This window comes from Spirosoma sp. KCTC 42546 (assembly GCF_006965485.1).
Lineage (GTDB): Bacteria > Bacteroidota > Bacteroidia > Cytophagales > Spirosomataceae > Spirosoma.
The window spans coordinates 3,804,817-3,829,180 of sequence record NZ_CP041360.1 but is presented as its reverse complement, the minus strand read 5'-3'; the positions used below and the strand labels follow the sequence as shown (position 1 = coordinate 3,829,180).

The 24,364-nt window shown below is 47.9% G+C and carries 17 protein-coding genes; 1 reads left to right on the top strand and 16 read right to left on the bottom strand.

What is annotated here, in order from left to right; translation table 11 throughout:
* Positions 1 to 26 precede the first annotated feature (26 nt).
* The 4 genes from EXU85_RS15545 to EXU85_RS15530 all read right to left on the bottom strand — a co-directional run bounded on the left by EXU85_RS15545 (position 27) and on the right by EXU85_RS15530 (position 5,517).
* Positions 27 to 638, bottom strand: coding sequence for an outer membrane beta-barrel protein (locus EXU85_RS15545; protein ID WP_142772966.1), 612 nt, complete (start codon positions 636 to 638; stop codon positions 27 to 29).
* Positions 639 to 976: 338 nt separating this feature from the next.
* The gene (locus EXU85_RS15540; RefSeq protein WP_142772965.1) at positions 977 to 2,734 is read right to left on the bottom strand and encodes a gliding motility-associated C-terminal domain-containing protein; all 1,758 of its coding nucleotides are present in this window, start codon (positions 2,732 to 2,734) and stop codon (positions 977 to 979) included.
* Between the two features lie 335 nt (positions 2,735 to 3,069).
* Entirely contained in the window at positions 3,070 to 4,827 is a 1,758-nt protein-coding gene (locus tag EXU85_RS15535; RefSeq protein WP_142772964.1) for a CocE/NonD family hydrolase, read from the bottom strand.
* Between the two features lie 360 nt (positions 4,828 to 5,187).
* Positions 5,188 to 5,517, bottom strand: a complete 330-nt coding sequence (locus tag EXU85_RS15530; protein WP_142772963.1) for a DUF4377 domain-containing protein — start codon at positions 5,515 to 5,517, stop codon at positions 5,188 to 5,190.
* A gap of 520 nt (positions 5,518 to 6,037) precedes the next feature.
* Between EXU85_RS15530 and EXU85_RS15525 the strand changes: the two genes are divergently transcribed.
* The gene (locus tag EXU85_RS15525) at positions 6,038 to 8,452 is read left to right on the top strand and encodes an ABC transporter permease (RefSeq protein ID WP_142772962.1); all 2,415 of its coding nucleotides are present in this window, start codon (positions 6,038 to 6,040) and stop codon (positions 8,450 to 8,452) included.
* A gap of 456 nt (positions 8,453 to 8,908) precedes the next feature.
* On the opposite strand, the gene EXU85_RS15510 is transcribed toward EXU85_RS15525, so the two are convergent.
* The 12 genes from EXU85_RS15510 to EXU85_RS15460 form a co-directional block, all read right to left on the bottom strand.
* Entirely contained in the window at positions 8,909 to 10,312 is a 1,404-nt protein-coding gene (locus EXU85_RS15510) for a hypothetical protein (RefSeq protein ID WP_142772961.1), read from the bottom strand.
* A gap of 54 nt (positions 10,313 to 10,366) precedes the next feature.
* Complete coding sequence (locus tag EXU85_RS15505) at positions 10,367 to 11,914, bottom strand: hypothetical protein (protein WP_142772960.1); 1,548 nt, start codon at positions 11,912 to 11,914, stop codon at positions 10,367 to 10,369.
* A 55-nt stretch (positions 11,915 to 11,969) separates the two neighbouring features.
* Positions 11,970 to 13,412, bottom strand: a complete 1,443-nt coding sequence (locus EXU85_RS15500) for a RagB/SusD family nutrient uptake outer membrane protein (protein ID WP_142772959.1) — start codon at positions 13,410 to 13,412, stop codon at positions 11,970 to 11,972.
* Between the two features lie 26 nt (positions 13,413 to 13,438).
* Positions 13,439 to 16,906 carry a TonB-dependent receptor gene (locus EXU85_RS15495; protein WP_142772958.1) on the bottom strand — a complete coding sequence of 1,156 codons (3,468 nt, stop codon included), beginning with the start codon at positions 16,904 to 16,906 and terminating at the stop codon, positions 13,439 to 13,441.
* 24 nt (positions 16,907 to 16,930) lie between these two features.
* Positions 16,931 to 17,938, bottom strand: coding sequence for a FecR family protein (locus tag EXU85_RS15490; protein WP_168207799.1), 1,008 nt, complete (start codon positions 17,936 to 17,938; stop codon positions 16,931 to 16,933).
* A gap of 10 nt (positions 17,939 to 17,948) precedes the next feature.
* A complete protein-coding gene (locus EXU85_RS15485; protein ID WP_142772956.1) occupies positions 17,949 to 18,617 on the bottom strand; it encodes an RNA polymerase sigma-70 factor in 669 nt (222 codons plus the stop codon).
* Between the two features lie 368 nt (positions 18,618 to 18,985).
* Complete coding sequence (locus tag EXU85_RS35790) at positions 18,986 to 19,603, bottom strand: hypothetical protein (RefSeq protein ID WP_246859568.1); 618 nt, start codon at positions 19,601 to 19,603, stop codon at positions 18,986 to 18,988.
* A gap of 399 nt (positions 19,604 to 20,002) precedes the next feature.
* The gene (locus EXU85_RS35785) at positions 20,003 to 20,317 is read right to left on the bottom strand and encodes a hypothetical protein (protein WP_246859567.1); all 315 of its coding nucleotides are present in this window, start codon (positions 20,315 to 20,317) and stop codon (positions 20,003 to 20,005) included.
* Between the two features lie 94 nt (positions 20,318 to 20,411).
* Positions 20,412 to 21,023, bottom strand: coding sequence for an LUD domain-containing protein (locus tag EXU85_RS15475; protein WP_142772955.1), 612 nt, complete (start codon positions 21,021 to 21,023; stop codon positions 20,412 to 20,414).
* Positions 21,024 to 21,078: 55 nt separating this feature from the next.
* A complete protein-coding gene (locus EXU85_RS15470; RefSeq protein ID WP_142772954.1) occupies positions 21,079 to 22,482 on the bottom strand; it encodes a lactate utilization protein B in 1,404 nt (467 codons plus the stop codon).
* A complete protein-coding gene (locus tag EXU85_RS15465) occupies positions 22,482 to 23,219 on the bottom strand; it encodes a (Fe-S)-binding protein (protein ID WP_142772953.1) in 738 nt (245 codons plus the stop codon). The genes EXU85_RS15470 and EXU85_RS15465 overlap by 1 nt, the downstream gene beginning before the upstream one ends.
* Before the next feature lie 39 nt (positions 23,220 to 23,258).
* Positions 23,259 to 24,356 (bottom strand): hypothetical protein, encoded by a 1,098-nt coding sequence (locus EXU85_RS15460; protein WP_142772952.1) that lies wholly within the window; start codon positions 24,354 to 24,356, stop codon positions 23,259 to 23,261.
* Positions 24,357 to 24,364 lie beyond the last annotated feature (8 nt).

Below are 24,364 nucleotides of genomic sequence, written 5' to 3'. Positions count from 1 at the left end.
TAGGATGAAAAGAGTGATCCGTAACGTTAAAAGTGCCAGATTAATTGAGTCTGTATGCCAAGGCTGTAAGAGCGGTAGTTGATGTACCGGGGAAACGCATCAGGGACTGGTTGGAAGATCCCGTAGCTAGCTGTGGGCTGAACCAGTAATGACAAGCCGGAGTGGAGTTGGTAGTCCAGACCCACCCCAATTAGCCCATCGGTCTTGACCAAGGCTTCAGTAAAAGTGATACTCTTGGTAAAAAGGGCTCCAGCCGAAAAGTAGGGTGACAAACGATGGTCGTTCAACCGGTAGCTCAGCACTACTGGTATCTGCACGCCCTTACTGATGAAGGTTGCCGACTCACTATAGGGGCCTTGGGGACTCTCAACATGATCGGTGTTTCGTTGATAGAGCACTCCCACGGACAAATCCCATCGGAAGCTCACATGATAACGAGTCGTCAAGCCCAGAGAGGAAACTGTGTTATAGCCAGCTGCCTGGATCTGAGTTGGCACTGCGTTATAAGTCATGTCAAGCTGGTAGGAATAAGGGTTGTAGGCAAACCAATAGGTAGGTGCGATAGATACTCGGCTTTGTGCCGATAAGAGCGTAATAGATAGCCCGAATAGCCCTACAAAGAGTGATAGAGATTTCATAAGTTGAGTGGTTTGAACGACTACCAATAAAGTTGGTATATAATCAAACAATATGTAACTCAGAAGCCGCTTTTTGGGGTAGTTTACTTATACTTGACAAGGCGACTCCGGGTATATTCTCTTAACATACTGGAGGGCTTCCTTATCCCCATCCAGCGGCCGCCTTTCTACCCTACAATTCAGCCTGTTTTCAGGGCTTGCATACGATGGCTGATCTCTGAAAATTCCCTTAGTATAAAAACCTCTAGACAACTTGACTAAGAAATATCCAATTTACTTTGGAAAAAATAAGGGAGAACACAACCTCCTTTGTTACCCCGCTGCTCGCCCATTCGTTATTAACGGATCACCACTAGAGAACCTGTTTGCTGGTTAACTTTTCCAGTAATGAACTCCAGTGTCAACTGGTAGCTATACACCCCCGTATGAACTAGTTCACCCTGATAAGTGCCATCCCACTCGAAGACCGTATCAAGGGCCGAGATCATTTCCTGATGAAACACAACCTGTCCCCATCGATTATAAATAATCAGTTGCCGAAGCCTACCCAGGCAGGGATTGGCAATAAGCCGAAAGTGATCATTGATGCCATCCCCATTCGGGGTAAACGTATTGGGAATTGCTACCCGACAAGGCCGCACGTGAACGGTCAACTCTCGACTTGTTTCACAGCTAGAATCAGGCAATCGGGCGACGAGTTGATACTGAGTCGTTTGGGTCGGTTTGGCCCATGTAATCGCACAGCTCGGACAGGATAAACCTTCCTTTGGCGACCACTCATAAACGTAGTTGCTACCAGTTGGAACGGCTGCTTTAAGTTGAAGGCTGTCCCCCTGCGTTACTACCATATCTGGTAGAAAATCGAGCGAAACCTGGGTTATAACCAGTTGGGTAGTGACCAGGCTATCACATAAGGGGGCCGCTCGGTGAATACGGGTTTGGTAGTTACCTGTGGTGTGGTAAACACTGTCTCCAACCGTAAGGCTGCTTCCTGCACATAGCGTTAGACGTTGAACGGTATTGATCAGGGGTAGCACCGTTATTTCCGTTAGGAGAATACTATCGCAAAGGGGCGGAGCACGCTCAATCACATTCCGGTAGACACCTGAGCGCGTATACACGGAATCACCAACAGCATAGGATTCACCACTGCATAAGGAAATTGTTTGCCTGGTGGGTACAGTTAATCCTTCGACTTGATACGGTAACGTCAGGTCAGCACCGCATTGAGGTCTAAGAGTCGAGCGTGACCGAACCCTAACGCTGTACTTGTCGCCTAGATTTGGAATAATGGAAATCGTAGCGGTGGTATCTCCTGTATTCCATTGATACTGATCAAAACCAGTAGGGGCCGACAGGTGCATACGGCTGGTTTGACTGGAACAAACCGTAGTGGGTGTGATCATGGCCGATAAACACTGCGCATCAAAATATGCATAGCCGAAATGCCCCCCATCCGCACATCCGTGAGCGGTTACTTCTACCTGGAGTTGCTGGCCGACATAAGGTCGTAAATCCAGGACACTTGAGGTCCAGTTTCGGTAGAGAATGCCTCGTTTGGGGTCAGTCTTAAAGCCGACCGCTGGTAAGGCCGCCGAAGCGGTATAAGTGCCGCAAGGAATCGTATCTCCGGCCGCATTGCGAATAAGGAGGTGGAATGCCGCCTGTTGGTAGGGTTTATGCGTTGACTCCTGGAGAATCACGGCGAACTGCACCAATAATAAGGGTTTCTCTGCACTGACCAACAGGGTAGCCCGGATTTGATTGACATCCGTACCAATGTCAGGTCCTCCCAGCCGAAGCGAATACTGGCTACCTGGGGCAACGACTGGTATGGGTTCACTCACCAGCGGGTCTACTCCGTCCGTATTATGGGTGATGGTGTGGCCAAACTTGCCAAGTCCTATATACTCACTGCCCGGCCGTAACTCATAGGACAGTTGCTGAGCGGAGTCCTTAATAAAGCCGATGTAGCGAGTCCACCCCCGGAAAGAGTTTTCTTCAAAACCGATATTACGGCAATCGACAGTCTGCCCATAACTCACAATACCCGCCAAAAACCATCCCCAACCAAGTAAACCAAGAAACCGGATCATACCGCTGATTTTCCAAAAAACGTCTGACTGGAAAAATAAGTATATGATGCTGGCATCCTACAGATTGAGCTGGACAGCCAGTAATTAATTTCGTTCAATAAACCCGTTGGGCAACTGGACGCTACCTGCTGCAAACTGGTATTCATGTCCCTTGTCATTACGTCGCCGATAGTTGGAACGCGATGAGTTGTTGGGGGATTTGGTTAGATGGCAAACTAACAACTGATTAGCTAGGCAAAGCCTCAGATTAAGTCTGGAGTACTACAATTTGTCTACCACCAACCGGATGCTTATGCATTGTAAGCAGGCACCAATGCTTACCTATTGGCTGTGTTTCATCGCCAAACAGGCACTTTGATGTAGCTGCTGGTGTACCACTTTAGTAGCAACGGCTCTTTAGCATCCAATAGGGTTTCTGTGCTTACGTCTTTTCCTGTTCCATAATTCAGTTGGGAAAAAGGATTCTTATTGACGTTGACGGCCAGCACCAGCCGACTTCCTTTGTGTATCTGTTTACTGACCAGATGTGTGTTCGAAAAATCAATGGTCGTTATTTCACCCGGCTTCAGCAGAGTTCGTTTCGTCATGTCTTTTGCATAACTCGCACGACCAATGTAATACGACAGATGAAAATAGTCACCCGCCGGTGTTAACTCATACAGGGTAAGACCAAGATCTACATCCTTTTTATTGATGCTGATGTTCAGTTGACCAAGGAATGAGCCATTCACCAGCAGTTGTTCCGTTAAGGGTTCGCTGACGAATACAAAGCCATTACTCGTATCAATTGACTTCCGCTCAATGGGGTCAGGATAATAGTTGTTGGTACTGATTTGCCGGTCAGAGAAATCGACCTGTTGGCTCAAGTAACCCGTTTGTGATGGCTTTTGGGGACTTAACGAATAGAAGACGTTTGTTTTTTGGTCCGTCAGGTAAAACGTTAAAAATCCATTATTCATTTTATCGAGCGAAGGGGCACTACGCCAGGCATTAGCACCCATAACTTCATAGTTGATCTTATCTTTCAGGATGTCAGGCTTTGGACCGTTTTTCAACACATAATCAAGCCACTGATAGGTTATTTTCTTGATATCCAACAACGCCACCGAATCCACTCGATAGCCGTTAATCACTCGTTCTCCACCAATCTGGGTTCCAAAGTGTCCGTAAGGGCCAATCACGAGGTAACAAGGTGTTTTCGGATTATATTTTTGAAGCTCTTTTAAGTAATATAGGCTCGAATTTTGTGAATCATTGTAATACCCATCAAACGCCAGAACAGGAATCGTGATCTGCGTAAAGTCGCCTTTATAGGGAGCCATCGTTTGCCAATAGCGATCAAAATCAGGATGGCTAATCCAGCGTTGAAACCATTTGTTTGGTGTTCCGTCGATGCTGTCCATTTTGTTATAGGCCGCTCCGCTTCGCCACCAATCAAACATCACTTTTCGGAAACGCTTTCTATCGTTTCCGGTAAGGGTATCGAGGTACTTATTGTTACCAACGTAGAACGACCACTCGTAGTTAGGGTTTACAAATACGTTGTTTTCCATGGGCAAGCCCATTCCTGGCCTGTTGGCTACATACGGCACAATTGTTTTAAGGGCCGGATGTGATTTTTTACAAGCCGCCCATTGCGAGAACCCATTATAGCTACCGCCAAACATGCCAACACTGCCATTGCACCACGGTTGTTTACTGATCCAATCAATTACTTCGTAAGCATCGGCTGCTTCATTTTCGTAAGGGTATATCGGACTGGTACTGAACCGCTTCCCTCTTGTGTAGGCAATGACGCCCACATAGCCATTATCGGCCGATTCTTTAAGCGACTTAATATCCCGTCCCGTATCGCGCACATAGATGGTAAACTGAAGGACCACGGGCAACGGCTGGATCACTCCTTTTTTCCGGACCATTATGGCCGAAAGGGTTGCGCCATCCTGGGTTCTTATCAGGATGCTATCCTGCACGTCGTAATTACTGTTTGCCTCCCCTATTTTTGTGCGGAGGGTTTGTTGAGCGTAGGTGAAACGAGCTACTACTAGAAAGAGGACAATCCAAATCGCTTTTGCGGTATTTACGGCATTCATACTATTGACGTCCTATTGTTTACTTGTGGGCAACTTCTGCTACTTCATTAAATCAAATCCATTGCTCACTGGCTTTTTTCAGCCAATCGTGCTTCTAATGACAGCAATTGGTTGCATTTGTTGCAGCATAAAACCAATCCAGCAAAAATTTAAACAGGCGCTACAAGTTACCAGGTCTCAACAGGTCCACCCACCAGAAACGAAGTGCCTTGATGGATCTGCTTCTTATTTGAAGAGTAAAGAAACGGTGTACGGGAAAGAATTTAATAGGAAAAGCAGCAACTGAAACCGTGATGCGCATATAACTGGCATCTAGAACTAAAAACGGCAAGCCTCTGTGACGGATCAGATGGAATGCGTTTATTTTTTAGTCTTTTCAACGACCTTCACCAGAATGTAGCGGATGCTTGATCCATCCATCGGTGGGTTTTCAACCCGTTCCCGCTTGACGGTTAGGGTATATTCGAAGCCTTCTTCGTAGGCAAAGCCTTCAATGCCGGAGTAATGCAACGTCCAGGTGGGGTTATCTTCCATTTTAACCCACAGACACTTCTGCGGACCGACACCTGTGCAATCTTTATATTGCTCAGCTACTCGCATCGTGATGGTTTCGGGTTCTAAATCATTTTTGTCACAAGCCGAAATTAGCAGGAGGAGGCAAACCGAAACTAAACGAATGAGGTAATTCATGGCTGTTTAACCGTGTGAATAGTGGATGAATTTTCTGGTAAGACTCCTTATCGACTGATTTCGTTGTATCCCGTTGCATAAAAACATGCAGCGGATTCATTTGAAGCGTTTTAGCAATTTACGCGTAAAAAAGCAGCCGAATAGTCACGACTTCGTCTGACAAATGATGGTTTTCCAATTTGCAGCCACGAGAGTTTATTCTCAAAAAAACGCTCCCTAGAATGATACCAAGCAAACTTCCTGCGTTTTCGGGTAAGCATGAGTAGGGCTTACCTACATGCTTAAACTTACGAGTTCATCACTGAGCAAAACTACATTCACAAGGGATAGATTGAATAACCTGTTTAGTCTTAAGTGATTTCCTTGTCACCCTCTGCTTAGTTGACTGGAATCGGTAATGTTTTGCTGAAGCGAACAATAAAAAATTTATCTTTTATATATAAGTAAATTATATATAACTTTAACTTATATCAACACATAAATTTCTAATTGCATTAACCAGTTGATAACCAACATATCCATGTTCAAGAACCATATCAAAATTGCCCTACGCAACCTCGGGCGCAATCGTAAGATCAGCACCATCAGCATCGTTGGCTTATCCATTGGCCTGGCTTGTGGGATCGTGATTTTTCTACTGGTAAGCTACCTGTTCAGTTTTGATCGCTACCACGCTAAAGCCGATCGAACGTACTGGGTTGTTACCGACATTCGGCAGGACAACGTTATTCCCACCGACGCTACCCCCCGACCGCTGGGCGACGTGTTACGTCAAAAATTTCCGTTTGCCGAGAGCGTCGTTCGGATCGAAAATATGTTCGGCCGCATTATTAGCGTACCGGACGGCAAAGGGGGCTATGCGAAGAAGTTTGACGAGTCACGCAATCTGTGCTTTACAGAGCCACAATTTTTCGAAATATTCGATGTGGAATGGATTAGCGGCAATCCAAAAACGGCCTTGTCGGCCCCCGGTACTGTAGTGCTTTCCGAACAGTATGCTCAAAAGTATTTCGGCTCAGCAAATCCCATCGGGAAAACGCTACGCTTTGACAATCAGATTGATTTGACAGTTACGGGACTTGTGAAAGATTTGCCCTCGAATACAAAACTGCGTTACGATGTTTTCATTTCCTATGCGACTATTCCTGCGCTGTCTGGCAATCAGGGGAAGCAGGCGATGCAGAATTGGGAAAGCGTTTCAACCGTATGTTTTGTTACGTTGCCCGAAGGGACACCCGTTGCCCGGCTCATCGATGGTCTGAATGGAATCCGGCAGCATTATTTAACGACGAAGGAGGCTAAAAAGCTTACGTTTCACGCCCTTACGCTCGACGATCTGAATCATAATCCACAATACGGTGGACGAGCCCCCCGGCCCATTCTTTATGCCCTGATTGCCGTCGGGCTCTTTCTGGTCCTGGCGGCTTGTATCAACTTCATTAATCTGACGACAGCCTACGCACTAAAGCGATCGAAAGAGGTGGGCGTCCGTAAAGTGATAGGGAGTTCACGTCGGCAGTTGACTGGGCAGTTTATGACCCAGACCGCCCTGGTTACGGTAGCGGCTACTATCGTCTCGCTATTGCTGGCCCAACTGGCACTGCCTGTACTGAACCGGGCGCTGGCTGTTCTTCATACCGACCTGTCAATCCTCGATATTTTTAAACCCAATGCCCTGGTGTGGTTTGGCAGTTTACTCATCGGAGTCATTGTAGTAGCCGGTTTCTATCCATCGTTAGTCCTGGCTCGGTTCAATCCGGTAGCTGCTTTGCGAGCTGGCTACGGGCAATTTGCCGCTAAGCAAGTCGGGAGTCTGTCCGTACGTCGCGGCCTGGTGGTCACGCAGTTTTTCATTACGCAACTTTTTATTATTGGTGTGATTGTAATGGTAGCGCAGGTACGACACATGCAGCAAACTAACCTAGGGTTTCAGAAAGAAGCGATTTTGCTGGTGCCTGTCCCGGCAAGCAATGTAATAAAACAGGATGTAGTACGGAATCAGTTGGAGCAACTCGCAGGCGTGGATCAGATTTCGCTTTGCGCTGAGCCGCCCGCTTCGCACCGCCGGATTCCGGTTCCGTTCACTTACGATACGCATACCGAAACCGAGAAATTTCCGACCACCGTTAAAGTCGGCGACAAAAATTTTGTTCTGCTGTTTGGCATTAAACTCCTGGCTGGCCGCAACTTTCTGAACAACGATACAACGAACAGCGAAGCACTGGTCAACGTAACGATGGTAAAGCAGTTGGGTCTTCACTCCCCTACTGACGTATTAGGTAAACGGCTGACGGTCTGGGGTAGTGCCAAAACCATTGTCGGCGTTGTAAACGATTTCCATACCAGCGAATTACGCGAAGCCATTCCCCCGACGACCATTCTGAATTATTACCGTGAAAACCGCATGATCGCGCTGAAGCTGAATCCAGCTGATCTACCTACCGCAGTAAAAGCGGTTGAAACCAGCTGGAATCAGCTTTTCCCCGAACACGTCTTCAAAGCTGATTTTTTGGATGATCTACTAAACCAGTTTTACCTCACCGAACGGATTCTGCTGGGTCTGGCTGAAGTGTTTTCTCTGATCGCCATTCTACTCGGCTGCCTGGGCCTGTACGGACTTGTCGCCTTTATCGCCGAAGCGAAAACCAAAGAAATTGGCGTGCGTAAAGTATTGGGTGCCAGCGCAAATGAACTCCTGTGGCTGTTTGGCCGGGAATTCAGTCGACTTTTGGCCGTCGGTTTTTTGCTGGCCGCACCCATTGGCTGGTTTCTGATGAATAACTGGCTGCGGGGGTATGTCTATCACATTCCGTTTGGCTGGTGGATCTTTGCCGTTACGTTGCTGACTACGGTTCTCATTACGGTCCTGACGATTGGCTATGAATCCAGAAAAGCGGCTTTGATGAATCCGGCCGTAGCGCTTAAAACCGAATGATCGCGAGTTGGAAAACGCGTCCTGAAGAATAACCCCATCCTGAAACGAGCAACATATCGGAAAGCCTTATTCTAGGGGACGTGCCTGGGCACATCCATGACAGCGAAATTCTTTCCTTTCTCTATACAAAGGACATCAACTGGCAGCATGTCAATGCGATTAAAACCTTAACTGACTTTAATGATGCTATTATTTTGGATTGGCTTACTGTAAACATGGCATTGACCTATAGTGCTTTCGGCCATCATCGTCTACGAGTATAATTATATCATCAATACGGAACATCCTGATTTTAGCCGTAACGTTCAGTTAGTGCGGACAGAGGACTATTTTGGGGATTCAAGGCTTTTGTCAAGCTAGTGAGCTAGCTCATGCTGGTTGATTGAAAAATTCACTGACAAGGATAGAAAAGATTAATCCAACTAACGCCTGATTCGGTAAGACAAGCAAGCTCAATCACAGCTTTTCGCCGTCGCGGGCAGCACGGCCTGCAGCATCCAGGTTCGCTAACATCATTTCCGAATATTTTCGGGAGAGAATAACGCCATCGGCTCCACCTTTAAACGCAGCCAGTGTAGCGGCATAGGTATCGTCGGGCGAGGCTTTCCGGCTCTGTGCACCGGTGGGGATATTTACGTCGATACCCGGCAAAATGAGACTTTTGCCTTTGACACCTGCCTTAGCTCGTTGCGTTTCCCGGAATACATAATCGGGCGATAAGCCAGCCATGGGCAATTCCTCAAGTGGAGCCTCATTGGCATAGTTTAATAGATGATTGTTCATTCTCAACATCTCCACCGGAGGCACATCCCGGAACACTGTTGAGGTCATATTGCGGATGAAACTCCGGTACCGTTCGCCACCGCAATTATTATAAACCACGACTTTCAGAAAATCAGCGATGTTGGCCAGTTCTTCATAACTGCGGGATGCCCGAAACAACGGATTAAATGAATTCGTATGTTCAATATGAAAACCGACCTGCAGACTTTTACGAACGGCTTTCACCGCTGTGTACACATCCTTGAGTACCTGATGCTTCCCGAGGTCAAACAGTTGGTTATAGGCCATAATTTCGGGATACTCCAGCAACAGGCGACTGAATTCTACGTAATACCCATCGCTGGGTCGTTTGGCATTCAGCGAATTCTGCACGTACTCGTTCAGTTTACGATAGCCCGCTTTGGCCCGTACAAAATTAATTCCATGCTCGGTAGCGGCCCGTTGATGGTGCTCGCAAAAGCAGGTAACCTTCGCAGAATCAATGCCCTGAGCATGACTAACGCCGATTGCATTTAACAAGGGGCCATTCCGTTCATTGAATAATAGAACGCCATCAATTGCATACGACGAACATAAATCCGTCGCTACGGCCTTCCAGAATTCACGTACGTCTGGCTGAAAAAAACACATGGCTCCTCCCTTACGACCTTGTAAATCCACTTCGGCGAGTTCTTTTACAAACGGGACATCGGCCGGATAATTGAACCCATCCTGGATGGAACACACCACCTTCATGCCTCTCTTTTTCGCTGCGGGCAAAACCTCGGCAACAATATCGAGTTTGCCAAAATCGGGGGCCCGCAGCCGCTCCCCTTTTATGATCGTATTTTTATAAAATTCCGGATGGGGTGTGGCATAATTACCACCGTGAAAATACGATTCGTCCGATACCTGGGCGCCATGATCCGGGAAAGGCCGGCCCGGGATCTGCCGACCCGTGATGCCCCTATCGTACGAAAACGTACTCAGATAAATTGTATTGATGGCCCCACGCTGTTGCAACAGGTCAAGTGTTTTTTCGATGCCTTCATCAACGAACGAATCAGGGCCAATCTGTATACCAATGGTTTTTTTCATGAGTGGGTATGCTTGAAATACATTAACTCTAACGAGCAATTAATAGGGTCCTCTTTATCCTTTTAAGGATTCCCGGATGGCCCGGCCTGCCCCATCCAGATCGGCCAGGTCCATTTCCGAATATTTTCGGGAAAGAATAACGCCATGGGCACCCCCTTTATAAGCAGCCAGCGTAGCAGCATACGCATCTTCAGGAGACCCTTTCCGGCTTGTCTTTTTTGTGGGGATACCGACATCAATGCCCGGCAGGATCTTACATTTCCCTTTTACGCCGGCAATAGCCCGTTGTGTTTCGCGGTACACATAATCCGGCGATAAGCCCGCCGTTGGCAGTTGCTCGATGGTGGCTTCATTCCCGTAATTCAATAAGTGATTATTGAAACGCATCAGCTCTTCCAGAGGAACATCACGAAAAATGGTTGATTGAATATTTCGGATAAAATTGGCATAGCGTTCACCGCCACAATTGTTATACGCAACTACTTTGAGGAAATCTGCCTTGGCGGCCAGCTCTTCATAGTTACGACCAGCCCGGTAGAAAGGATTGAAGGAATTAACGTGCTCTACGTGAAACCCGACCTGTAAGTTTTTGTTGACACCTTTTACGGCATTAAAGACTTCATCAAGCACCTGATGTTTGCCCAGGTCGAACAGTTTATCCCAGGCCACAATTTCAGGGTAATTCAACAGCAACCGGCTGAATTCTACGTAGTAGCCATCGCTGGGGCGCTCTCCTTTCAGGGACGATTTTACAAATTGATCGAGTTTGAGATAGCCTTCTTTGGCCCGTTTAAAGTTGATCCCGAGTTTTTGAGCTTCCCGCTGATGATGTTCGCAAAAGCAGGTAGCCCGGGTTGAATCAATTGTCTGAAAATGGCTGGCACCCAGCGCGTTTAACAAGGGGCCGTTCCGTTCATTAAAAAACAGGACGCCATCAATGTCATATGATTTGCTGATATCCGTAACCAGCCCAGTCCAAAAGGAACGCACATCCGGATGAAATAAACAAAGGGTGTTGGTCCGACGGCCTAACAGATCTACTTCTGAGCATTCTTTTACGCCGGGCACATCAGGCCGCCATTGGTCCTCCACAGAAGCAAACACTTTCATACCCCGCTTTTTGGCGGCTGGAATAACCGAGGCCAGGATATCGAAATTGCCGTGTTCGGTTGCACGAGTTTCTTTCAGGACCGTGTTTTTGTAAAATTCAGGATGGGGTGTGGCATAATTACCACCATGAAAGGTTTTGTCATCCGATACCTGTGACCCATGATCAGGAAAGGGTTCTCCGGGGAGTTGCCGCCCTGCCAATCCTCGACCGTACGTAAAAACCGTCAAAAACAACGTGTTTACAGCAGCCCGTTTTTGCACAATATCCAGTACCTTATCGACGCCTTCATCCACAAATGAAACCGCGCCAATCTGAATACCATGCATGCCCGTATCGGCGATTTTCGGGCTACCAAGCGCAGTGTGCGAAGCAATACCCGTTAACGGGGCTGCGGCAACTAATGCGCCAATCTTGGCACTACTTTTTATAAATTCCCGTCTCGACTTGTCTGCCGGAATCAGGTGTTTTTCCGACTCATTAGGTTGCGTCATCTACTTATTCGATTTAGAAATGATTGTCAGGAGTTTTACAGATGTGCTATGCCACTTAATTATAGCCCGGATTTTGAGGTAGCACCGCCGGATCATTTATGATTTGGACTTGTGTCAATGGCAGGGGAAAAACGGTCATGTTAGGCTTCATACCTAGCTTCTGCAAGGTAGCTAAAGCACGTCCAGTCCGGATCAGGTCGAACCATCGGTGGCCTTCCAGGGTAAGTTCAAAACGCCTTTCCAGGTAAATTTTTTCGCGCAAGTCACTCTGAGACAGATTGGCATAGGCCGTTACACGCGCCCGTTCTCTGACCTGATTTAGGTACGTGAGTGCCTGGCTGGTTTTCCCATTTTCATTCATGGCTTCGGCAAGCATCAACAAAACATCGGCATACCGAATCACTTTCCAATTTGCCTTACTATCACTCGGAATAGCCGAAGGGGCAATATACTTGGTTGTAAAGGATTTGGAAGCTTGTACGCTTTGGGTAGGTACCGGGATAAAGGTACCATTCAAGGTTATGCCATAATTTACCGTAATCGCCCGCCGGGGATCGCTGGGATCAAAGGCATTGTACAGAGTTTCGGTAGGCGAACCAGAATTACCTGGGGTCCCGGATAAGAACCCATAATAATCCATAATTACCTTGGCAAACGGGAAAAACTGCAGGGGGAAACCGCTTCCCTCATTGATACCTTCTTCATATTCAATGTCGAATATGTATTCACTATGGTGTTCGTTCTTAGAATAGTCGAACAAATCTTTATAGTTTGGCAATAAGGCATAGCCCATCGTAGTCACTTTCAGGAGTTTTGCTTCTGCATTGACAAAATCCTTACGGGTCAGATAGACTCTGCCCAACAAAGCGGTGGCAGCCCCTTTTGTTGGCCTTCCTACATCGACACCTGAATAACTGGCAGGCAGTTTAGCTTCGGCATCAAGTAAGTCGTTTATAATGACTTCATCATAGATTTTATCTGCTTTTTCCCGGCCCGTCTTATACGTTTCTTCCGCCGTAATTGGCCGCGTAACCATGGGAACATCACCAAAAATCCGGACCAGATCAAAATAGGCAAGAGCTCTTAGAAATTTTGCCTCGCCTATGTGGCGGTTTTTATTGACGACTACGGCGGCATCCACTGCCTCTATTTTCGTCAATATAGTGTTGGCCCGAAAAATCATCCGGTAATAGTTTTGCCAGCTGTTGCTAATTATAGCTAAGCGGCTATTGGCATTGAATTGATCGATAGCCACATTTTCAGCCTGATTGGGAATCTCCTCGGCAATATCTTCGCCGGGCAGATCGCCGAATTTCCAGAAGTTCTGGTATTGGGTTTGTAATGTGTTGTAAGAGGCCGTTATGGCATCCTGAAAGTCTTTGTCCGTTTTATAAACCACATCAACACTGACGTTTGATTTTGGCAATAACTCAATAAAATCTTTCGAACAGGAACTGATCAAAGCTGGACCTAGCAGGAAAAAGAGTATTTTTTTCATGGCCACTTTTCGTAAAAATGGTGAAGTTAAAAACCAAGATTTAGGCCAAAGACGATGCTTTTTGTCAATGGATAATTATTCTGATCGATACCAGGTGTCAGCGGATTATCACTATTGCTTACATCGGGATTAAACGCTTCATTTTTCGTGAAGAGAAACGGATTCGTTGCCGTGGCATAGAGCCGAAGCGAACCGAGTGAAAGTTTTTGCAAAAACGCCGACGGTAGCTGGTAACTCAGGGAAATCGTGTTGATTCGTAAATAGGTGCCCTCATCCAGGTACCTGGAATTCCAGGGATCCCGGTTGTTTCCAGTTGGCGCGTCATTCGGCCGGGGCACCTGACCATCGCCAGGATTTTGCTCTGATCTCCAGTACGAATTGGCCGATGCTAACTGGCGTACTCGTCCTCGCGTATTCAATGTCCCTAACTTGGCAACGCTTAAAATCTTGTTCCCTTGTGAGCCTTGCAGGCTAATGCTGAGGCTGAGGTTTTTGTAGGAGAACCGATTGGTCATCCCATAATAAAAATCAGGGTAGGGCGATCCCATAATGGTCTGGTCGGCACCGTCAATAATGCCGTCGGGTTTACCATCGGGACCACTGATATCCCGAAATCGGGTATCACCTACCCGCGAGGCAATGGTTGAACCCGGTCGGAAAATAGGACCTTTCGCTAGCTCGTCTGCGTTTTTGAAAACACCATCGGCGATCCAGCCGTAGAACATCCCAATGGGTTGCCCGATCATAGTGACATTTCCACCCGAATAAATTGGATCTCCCTGAGGCCCTAACTTAACAACTTCATTTTTATAGGTGGATACATTGATATCCGTACTCCAGCCAAAATTGCCCTCCAGGTTAACGGTATTTACTAAAAACTCCCAGCCACTATTTTTAACTTCCCCAATGTTTTGAAGCGCCGTACTGAATCCGGTGAGATCCGAAATATTCACATTTAGCAGCAGATCGGTATTGCGTGATCGGAAGTGATCAACAGTAAGGCCAATACGTCGTTTCAGGATGGAAAAATCAATGCCAAAATTGACCTGCTGTTGCTTTTCCCAGGTAAGATTTGGATTAGCCAGTCGACCGGGAGCAAACCCGCCTACTGCGGCCCCACCATACGTGTACTTCTCATAATTGAGGGTTGCATACTGATCAAAATTGCCAATATTGTTATTTCCCGTTTGACCGTAACTGGTCCGTAGTTTCAGTTCGCTGACGAAGGGGGAATTTTTCAAGAAATCCTCATCCGAAATACGCCAGGCGAGCGCCGTAGAGGGAAAGACACCGTATTTATTTTCGGACCCGAACCTAGACGATCCATCAGTACGAATGGAAGCCGTTATATAGTATTTGCTTTTGTAGTTGTAGTTCACCCGGGCGAGGTAGGAAAGCAGTGACCATTGGTAGGAGTCAGATGATCCATTGGTAATCTGTCCGCTAGCCGCACTCAGGCTGGGCACCAGATTATTCGGGTATTTGTTGCTGGTTAGAAAATTGGATTCGTAGTTTTCTTTCTGAGCGGTAAACCCGCCCAGTACGGTAAAATTGTGCGAGCCAATAGACGTGGCATAGTTCAGGGTATACTCCGTTAGCCAGTTTGTGAGCATGGCCGAGTTATCATTTCCAACGGCTGGCTCATTGAAAAAGGCCGGTATTTGCGGCTTGAAACTCATTCCTCTGGAGCTTAGCAGGTTCCCCCCTAACAGTACATTGAGCTTTAAATTATCCAGTAGTTTATATTCTGCACTAACATTTGCCAGCAGGCGCATTCCCTTTTGATTGGCTTTGACTTCATTGGCCAGCGCCAGTGGATTCGTTAGATTGGATGACCCGGCAAGACCACTAAAAACGAAGTAATCACCAGTGGGCGTCCGTAAGGGGAAGAATGAGTTGGCCATTACCGCCTGGGCAATTACCCCATCGTTAGGCCCCGTACCGGCTCCGGCAGCCAACACATTATTCGATTCGGTATAGGATGGATTTAAGTTGAATTTCACCGAAAGCCGCTTCGAAAATTGGGCGTCAATGTTCGCTCTGACGGAATAGCGATTAAAGTCACTATTAATGATAATCCCCTGCTGATTGAAGTATTCACCGCTCAGTGCATATTTAATATTATCATTCCCTCCGCTGGCGGTGAGCTGATACTGATGCTGTGGCGCGGTTCTGAGCACTTCATCCAGTGCATCCACATCATACGTATTGCGGCCCTCCAGTACATCGATTACCTCCGGCGGGACCTGACGAAACCAGGTGCTATAAGGACCGGAAACGCTTCTTCCTTCGTCGATATTTCGGTTGCGTATACCATCATAGTAATACTGGGCCTGCTCTTTGGCATTCATAAATTTGGGTCGCTTGGCAATTTTTTGCCAACCTAAATAGGTGTCGAACGTGAACCGGGGTTTGCCAGATTTTCCGCGTTTGGTATTAATGATGATGACCCCATTCGAGCCCCGTGATCCATAGATAGCCGTAGCAGACGCATCTTTGAGAATGTCCATGCTTTCGATATCATTCGGATTTAACGTCTGTATATTATCGGTAGGAAATCCATCAATGACATACAATGGGCCTGCCCCGGCAGAAATGCTGCCAATGCCCCGTATGCGTATTTGTGGGGCGGCACCCGGCTCCCCAGATACGGGTTTAACCTGCACACCCGCCACCTTACCCAGCAACGCCTGGTCTACACGGGCAACGGCCTGATCCTTAATCTGCTCTATACCAATCGAGGCAACCGAACCGGTTAAATCTTTTTTCTTAACCGTACCATACCCAACCACGACGACTTCATCCAACGCTTTTGTATCGGCTTTAAGCGTTATATTCAGAGTCGTTTTATTCCCAACTGCCACTTCCTGGGGCATATAGCCTACAAACGAGAAAATCAGTACGGCATCGCCATCAGGGATATTGAGGCTATATTTTCCATCTTTATCTGACGTAGTGCCTCGCTGGGTTCCTTTCACAACGATACTTACACCCGGTAACCCCTCCCCCTTTTCATCTACTATTTCACCCGTGAGGACATGATCAGCTTTGGCGGATTCAGAAAGTGGTTCATCCGCATTTTGTAGCGAAGGTGAAGCAGGAAAGTCACTTAACTCTTGCTGAGGAGCAGATCGGGGTAATGAAGCTACTCCCTGGGCAGAGGTAATCCGACGCACAACATACCCCCCTTTCTGAAGCTTTTTAAACCAGAATCCATGGGGTGTCAATAACTGGCGAAGGTTTTTCTCTAATGAAGCGGTGCGATCGAATTGATTAGCAGGTACCATGACCTGTTGCATAGATGCCTCCTCAAAAAGAATATCCACATGGTACAGGCGCTGGAGTTCCAGCAGCGCATCCTGCAACCGAATCGATTGGCTACGATTCTGATAAACAGGCTGTTTGATGTGAGTGGTCGCCAATAATTGAGCGGGAGCCGGGCTGAATGAGAACAAAAAGGCTCCCCAGCAGCCAGATAGTAGCCACTTTTTCATAGAGATTAGATGTTTAAGGGTTGACTATTGACGTTGTGTCGACTCAGGTGAAATAAGCTTTATCCCCTTGCCCTGACGGATCACGTCGAAATCGAAAAGTTCGACCAGGGCTTGTATAAGTTCATCCGCATTTTGGGCGTGAAAGGTGCCCGTAACATTTCGGTGTGCCAGGGCAGAATCCATTTGTACCACTAGGCCAAAATTATCAGCCAGTAACTCCGCGATTTCTGGCATTGGGGTTCGTTGAAAGTTATACTGATAATTTTTCCAGGCAGCTGCCGTCGTCTGTTCAACGGGTTGATGTCCCTTTTTGGGTGGTTCATTTGCCGACAGATTGACCCAGTCTCCTGGTTTCATGATTAATGTCTTGATCTGATTAGGCGTGGGATAGCGTAATTGAACCTTACCCCGGTTCAAGACAACCCGGGTTTTGTTCCGACGTGAATTGACGACAAACTCGGTGCCTAACACAATGACATCGACCTCATTGGGGGTATGTACCCGGAAGTGATCGTGGGATGGGGTATGCACAATCGCAAACTCAGCTTCACCTACCAAAAAAACCTCTCTTGACGCCGGACCAATGTGAAAACGGGGAATACGCAATTCTGAATTCGCATTTAGTGTTACCCGGCTTCCATCCGGCAGCACAATAGAACGGACCTCGCCATAGTCCGTAGCAATGGTCCTCATACTCCAGTAATCTCGGGTGAAGAAGCCCAGCGTTATCACCAGAGCAGCTACCGAAGCCGCTAAATAATAAGCTCGTAAATTCCATTGATTCAACTTTAAGACCCGGTTCGTCTCATCACGCTGCGGTACTGCCCTAATCTTCTGCTGAAAAACAGCGTAAGCAATCTCCGGATTTGTGATAACCTGAGGATGTTGATGCTCCCATTCCTGCAACCAGGTATAATATAACTGCTGGTTCTCAGAAGTTTGTAGCCACTCTCGCAAAAGTTCAATCTGCAATGGCGTCGTACGTCCATCAAAATGGGCAAATAATAGCTCTTTGTTAATCGCAGTTTTCATTCGATAAGGATTAGCTTCCCAGACTATATGATAACCCAAGTAGCAGCAGGCACAACTCCTGACGAAGCAAGTGTCGAAGGCTTGAGAGAGCTCGTGTAATGTGGCTTTCAACCGTTTTATGATTGATCTGGAGTTCCTGTGCAATTTCGGCATGGGAACGTCCGTCAAAACGGCTCATAATAAAGACTCGCTGGGCCTGTAGGGGCAACGTCCGTACGATTTCATTAATACGCCGGAGCAATTCATCGAGCTGGAGTATATGATCAGGCTGCTGTACAGCATCAGATTCATTTTCATCGGATACCAGGTCTAAAGAAGCGGATCGATGTAACTCAAATTTTAAATAATTTAACGCCCGATTACGAACAGCCCGGAATAAATAAGCCCGGTACGAGGTAGTAATTGTCTGGTAAATCTGATTATTCCAGAATAACAGGAAAACCTCGCCAACTATATCTTCGGTAGCCTGACGAGAATAAACAAACCGGATAACTGTGCTACACAAATCCCGGTAATAGGCCCGAAACAGAAGTTCGCAGCCTTTCTTCGGATCTGTTTTGAACGCCTGCCGGATGAAATACTCCGCATCTTGCTCATCATCAGGGTCAGCTGCGGAGCTACCCATGTGAATGGGTTTCACGGAATTTTTTACGTTCTGCCTCAAAGCGTCCGTGTACATTGGCTACTGGTAGTTGGGTTTACCCCTTATAGACAAAACCGGAGGCTTTACCCCTGAGTCAAATAGAAAAATTTTTATATATTTCTGAATTGGGCAAAGATTTAGCCCAGACTTTGGCATACGTTCTGGAAGTTTACTTTAGGCAATCTATGTCCAATAAGTCCTGGAAATTGTAAGCGAAACAAGGTCTTTGATATTGATGGGACTGTTCACAGTCGGAAATCAAGATTTTCCGTGATTCGTTTGCCTTCGTTTGTCAACCTATTCATGTACATACGAATCCGTTGCCGGGCAATCTCCATGTCCATGTTGTTAAGGTTGACATTGAGCAGGTCAATGAACCATGGGACTTTTATCGGGCTGAGAACCTATACCGTAGCAATCTCTTTCGCAATGGGCAACGTAGTGGTTTTCGACGCATCGAATACATCTTTATTGGTGGCATTCAGTAGCTTTTGGTATTCCTGATCCAGTATTTTGTCAAATAGTGTTTCGGAAAACAGATCACCCGGCACAGTACCCATTTCTAAATCAGTTTCTGTCAAGTTGGCCCCTTTGTGCAGCCATTCCCAGAGAATACTCAACCGAATCTCGCCGGTAGCCATATCCTCCATCAAGTATAGAATGTCATCATTATCAAAGAAATCGGCGGGTTTCAGCGCAGCTGCCTGCATCCCCTGGGCAAACGCATTACCATATTGCAAGGCCACGCTGAGCAGATTACGGGCACCCCGGATGTCGGTCGGAGCGGGTTCAAGCTGCATGAGGGCATCCGCCTGCGTGTAGGTTAATCGGGGAAACGGACGGCCCAGTTGATTGGCTTCGCCCACTTTTTCCCAGACTGGTCTGACAATATGCACCATTTTCCAGTGGGCAACCCATTTACCGCTGGCTCCAGCCTGTTGTTCCCGTTCGGCCCCGGCAACGGCTTTGGCCATGCTGGCGGCCACGCCCGCTTCTGAACCTACCGGAATATTCGGCTCCATGCCCCCTGCCACAGGGCGAAATTTCCGTTCTGATCAGGGGTATTTACCGCCCTCCGAACCCGATCTTCATAGTTCCGCATATAGCCATAGGTCATGGTGATTGCTTCGATGTTGGGATTGATGAACGTTTTATCCCAGGCCAGTGCATCGGCAACGTTATTGATGTAATCCCATCGTCCGGTATTATCCCAACAAAGTGCCTGCCCAAAGCACCCCGAATTTCCATTAACTGATGGGTGGCTTCCAGTTGTTCCACCAGTACGTAGACCTTAATGGTATCTACCGGCAAATCCAGATCGAAGCCGCCATGGCCACCCCATCGGCGTCGCTGATATGCCGGTCATCGAGGAGAAGGCCACGGGCCCGGAATAGCTTCGTGGTGAAATCCAGTTGCTCTTCTCAGTTCGTAATCGTCGGGTGTCCCAGAAACGACTCCGCCCACCGGTTCATCTCGGTGGCTACCTGTTCGGCAACGGCCAAAAAGAGTGGATCTTTGTGAATCGCCAATTTCAGATTTCGCTGGTTGTCGAGCGACATGGTGGCGATCTGCCCCAGCGCATCCTCCCCATCGAACATCCAGCCATCGGCACCCGACAGCAGCGCATAGGCTACGTTGCGAATGCTACTTTCCAGGGGTGCGTTGGGTTTGGCGGCTGGCCCGGTTCCCTGAATCCATTGACGCTGCAGATCGGGGGAATTCCTGCAGGTTGTCACGAATCACAATTGAATGAATAGGCATATAGTAGTTGATCTAACCCCGTATCGGGTTATTATTGGTACATAAAAAAGATAAAATGGCAGATCGCCTTTAGCCGGACACAAGCGAATCATGGGCCTGCCTCATCACGAAAACGGTCATGGTGATGGGGCCGTGCGCGCCCATTACCAGGGCCTGCTCAATGTCTGCCGTCTTGGAGGGCCCGCCAATGAACGCGCCGAAACCATATGCCCCTTCCCCAATTTGGTAATACGCTTCATGCAGCGTAGGCACAATGGTTTCAGCCTCTACTACTACGGCCAGGTGCTGACAGATGTAAGGCAGGATGCGCTGGCCCATTCGTTGTTCCGGGAGCCACACCGCTCCGTTCTCGGCGACGGCCAACTCTGCTTTTATAATGGCCAGTTCAACATCATTGAACGTATGCGGATCGACGGTGGCGGAGAGCAAGTCAAACGTATCACTCAACTGCAGAAGCGTCGTAATCATCCGCTTCGTTGAATCGAAGTTCTTTTTAACGAGCGCGGTCACTTGGGAAAAATCCGTCACTACGTATAGGTGTCCGCCAATGCTGGTAAACACATCACAATAGGTACTGACAATATCCTGGGTATCTCCCTTGAAAACATCAATATCAGGAAGCGGGCGGGTCGACGGCTTATTTTTCAACACCGCGGCTAATATGGTTTCTCGGCTACTCATTCCGTCTCTTGTAGGTTAAAGGAGGTTTTCTTTTGGTAAATCCCGGCGGCATAACTCATTTCGACTGGTTCTCCGCTTCGGGGGTCTGGTTGTTGTGTTTGGCATACCACTCGCCAAAGGACTCCTTCGGCCCATCGGGCATTTCCCGTTGTTTATACCAGGGGTTGAATTTGTTATTGACTGCGAATGGGATAGTATTCAGCACCCAGCGTCCGGCCCTCCCCATTTTAGAGTACGGCCCCGGCGACGACAACGTCCAGGCCATTGCCTTCATACTCAACACCTTCGTATTGGCCGCATATCCTTCCCGGACAATCACCTGCCGCCACTGATACAACTGATCATGGATGTTAATTTTGACAGGGCAGACATTCGAGCAGGAGCCGCAGAGGGTTGAGGCAAAGGGAAGATCAGCATGTTTTTTCATGTCCAGGTTAGGTGCCAGAATGGCTCCGATAGGCCCGGAAATGGTATTGTGGTAACTCAGCCCCCCACTCTTCCGATACACCGGACAGGTGTTCATACAGGCTCCGCACCGAATGCACTTTAAGGAATCACGAAACTCGGGACGACCCAGTTGACGACTCCGCCCATAATCAACCAGAATCAGGTGCATCTCCTGGCCTTCGCGTGGCTTTTTGAAATGGCTTGAATAGATGGTGATCGGCTGGCCGGTTGCGCTTCTGGCCAGCAGCCGTAGAAAAACGCCCAGGTGCTTCTTTTCAGGAACGATCTTTTCGAGCCCCATCGAAGCAATCTGCACCTCCGATAAATGAGCGCCCATATCGGCATTGCCCTCGTTGGTACATACCACGTATTCGCCGGTTTCAGCAACGGCAAAATTCACCCCCGTCAGGGCCGCACGTCGGGTAACGAAAACATTCCGTAAATGATTACGGGCAACCCGGGTTAGCAAGGTGGGGTCCGATACCCCTTTTTCAGTGCCCAGGTGTTCATGAAACAGCTCGCCAATTTCCTCCTTTCGTTTATGAATGCAGGGCAGGACAATATGGCTGGGGGGTTCGTTATCCAGTTGCTGAATGTATTCGCCCAGATCGGAATTGATAACGTCGACGCCCCGTTCGATCAGGTATTCGTTCAGGTGACATTCTTCAGTCAGCATTGATTTACTCTTGACCAGTTGGCGAATGTCTTTTTCTTTCAGGATAGAATACACAATGGCGTTATGCTCCTCGGCGTCGACTGCCCAGTGTACCTTTATACCGTTTTTGATGGCATTAGCCTCAAATTGCACCAGGTAATCGTCGAGATTGGATAGCACATTACTTTTTATCTGCGAAGCTGCTTCCCGTAGGGCCTCCCACTCCGGAATTTGCTTTGACGCAATATCCCGTTTCTGCCGTATCCACCAGAGGGCGCCATCGTGCCAGTTGACATGCTCCTCATCGCGGATAAACGCTTTGGCTAAGGCGGCATGGTCCTTTGTTTGTTTTTCCATCACAAGGTCGAGTTTAGAATTTCAGCGATATGTACGGCTTTTACAGCACTTTTATTCCGCTGTAGAATACCTTCCAGGTGCATCAGACAGGAGAGATCAACGGACGTAATGTATTCGGCACCATTTTTTGTGTGATCGGTGACCCGATCTTTCCCCATTTTCACCGATACGGCTTCCTCAGCTACGCAAAATGTTCCGCCAAAGCCGCAGCATTCATCCGGGCGATCCAGCGTAACCAGTTCCAGCCCGTCTACCATGTTCAACAACTGAACGGGTTTAGAGAACGGTAACGCATTAAGTTCGCTCATCTGCGCCAGGTACAACCCCCGCAATCCGTGGCAACTCTGGTGAATGCCTACTTTGTGCGGAAAGCGAGCGTTCAAATTTTCCACTTTCAGCACATCGGTTAGAAACTCGACCAGTTCATACACTCTCGATCGAACGTGCGCTGCCTGTGCCGGATCAGCAGTCGAATGGATATGTTGTTTCACATGCAACACGCAACTGGCCGACGGGGCTACGATGTAGTCAAATCCCGAAAAGTTTTCCAGAAAAAGATCATTGCACTCCTGCGTTAGATGATCAAATCCCGAGTTAGCCATGGGCTGTCCACAACAGGTTTGCCGGGGTGGATACACCACGTCGACCCCAAGTTTTCGAAGCAACTGCAACGTAGCAATCGCTGCCTGCGGATAAAACTGATTGACGTAGCAGGGAATAAAAAGTCCGACAGTCATAAAGGAAAATATAGGTTCAGGTTTAAAATCCGGTAGGCATTAAAACTTGTAGAGTAGCAGGCCATACCCAACCCCGGCAGGATCGGCAGTATTTGCCAGTTGGAAAGCCATATACCGGCCATCAGTCGACACGACCGGATTAGACGCTTTGCCCCCCTCATAATCATTAAAATGAGTGAGTCGAACAAAGTCTTTCCCGGTTCCGTCGAGTTTGAGTTTCCAGATATCGATATTAGCGGGACCGCGCTTGCCACCCAGCCAATCGCACTGCCGGTCGGCCTCAACCAGCGAATACTTGCCATCCGGGAAAATGCCTTCGCATTCGTTATAGGTCAGTGGTTTTTTAGAATGATTGACGACTTCACTGGTTTTCAAATCCAGGGTCATTGTCGACGCATTAAGACCGGTTTGTTTTCCTGCGGCATCCCGAACCGGTTCATACTGAACAAATGACATTTTTGAGTCATTATCAAAAAAATCCTGAGCCTCATACGGGTAGCCACTTCCCTCATAAACGGTCTTTTTATTGATCAGCCTGGGTGTCCCACCCGTTAGATCAACTTCGCAGACAATCAATCGGGAGGCTTTCTCGGCAAGCTCTGGCGCCTGATCATGCACCTGCGAGTACGCAATTTTCATACTCTTCTTCGAAATAGCGACGCCTTCGCTCATGTGAACGCCCAGCTTGACCGGTTTTGAGCCCGGCACTTTGCTTAAAAACCAGAGTTCATTATCCCTGGATCGGCTGATACGAATGTCTTCAAACTTTTCGGGCCCAATCAAAATATAGTCCCCACTTGCCAAATGCATTACCCGTAGGAACACGGCAGCCGGCACGTTGCAGGTCAGGCATTTAACCTGACGGGTTGCCAGATCGAGGACCATGGCATCGCCGAAGCTTTTGGTCATAAACGCAATTCGCTTGTTGTCCGGCGAAAAGTCGGCCCGCTCCCCAAATCCGGTCAGGACTTCAATATTTTTCGGCAGCTTATCGAGCGGACTCCCTGCCTTCCTTTTTTTCAACGTATCCTCGGTCGATCGTTCGCCACCGGCCGCACTATAAGGTAGCCGGAACTCCTCCCTGCCGGAAGCTGAAACGAATAAAATGGAAGCAATAAGGATGGTTAAGATTTTCATATAAGTAA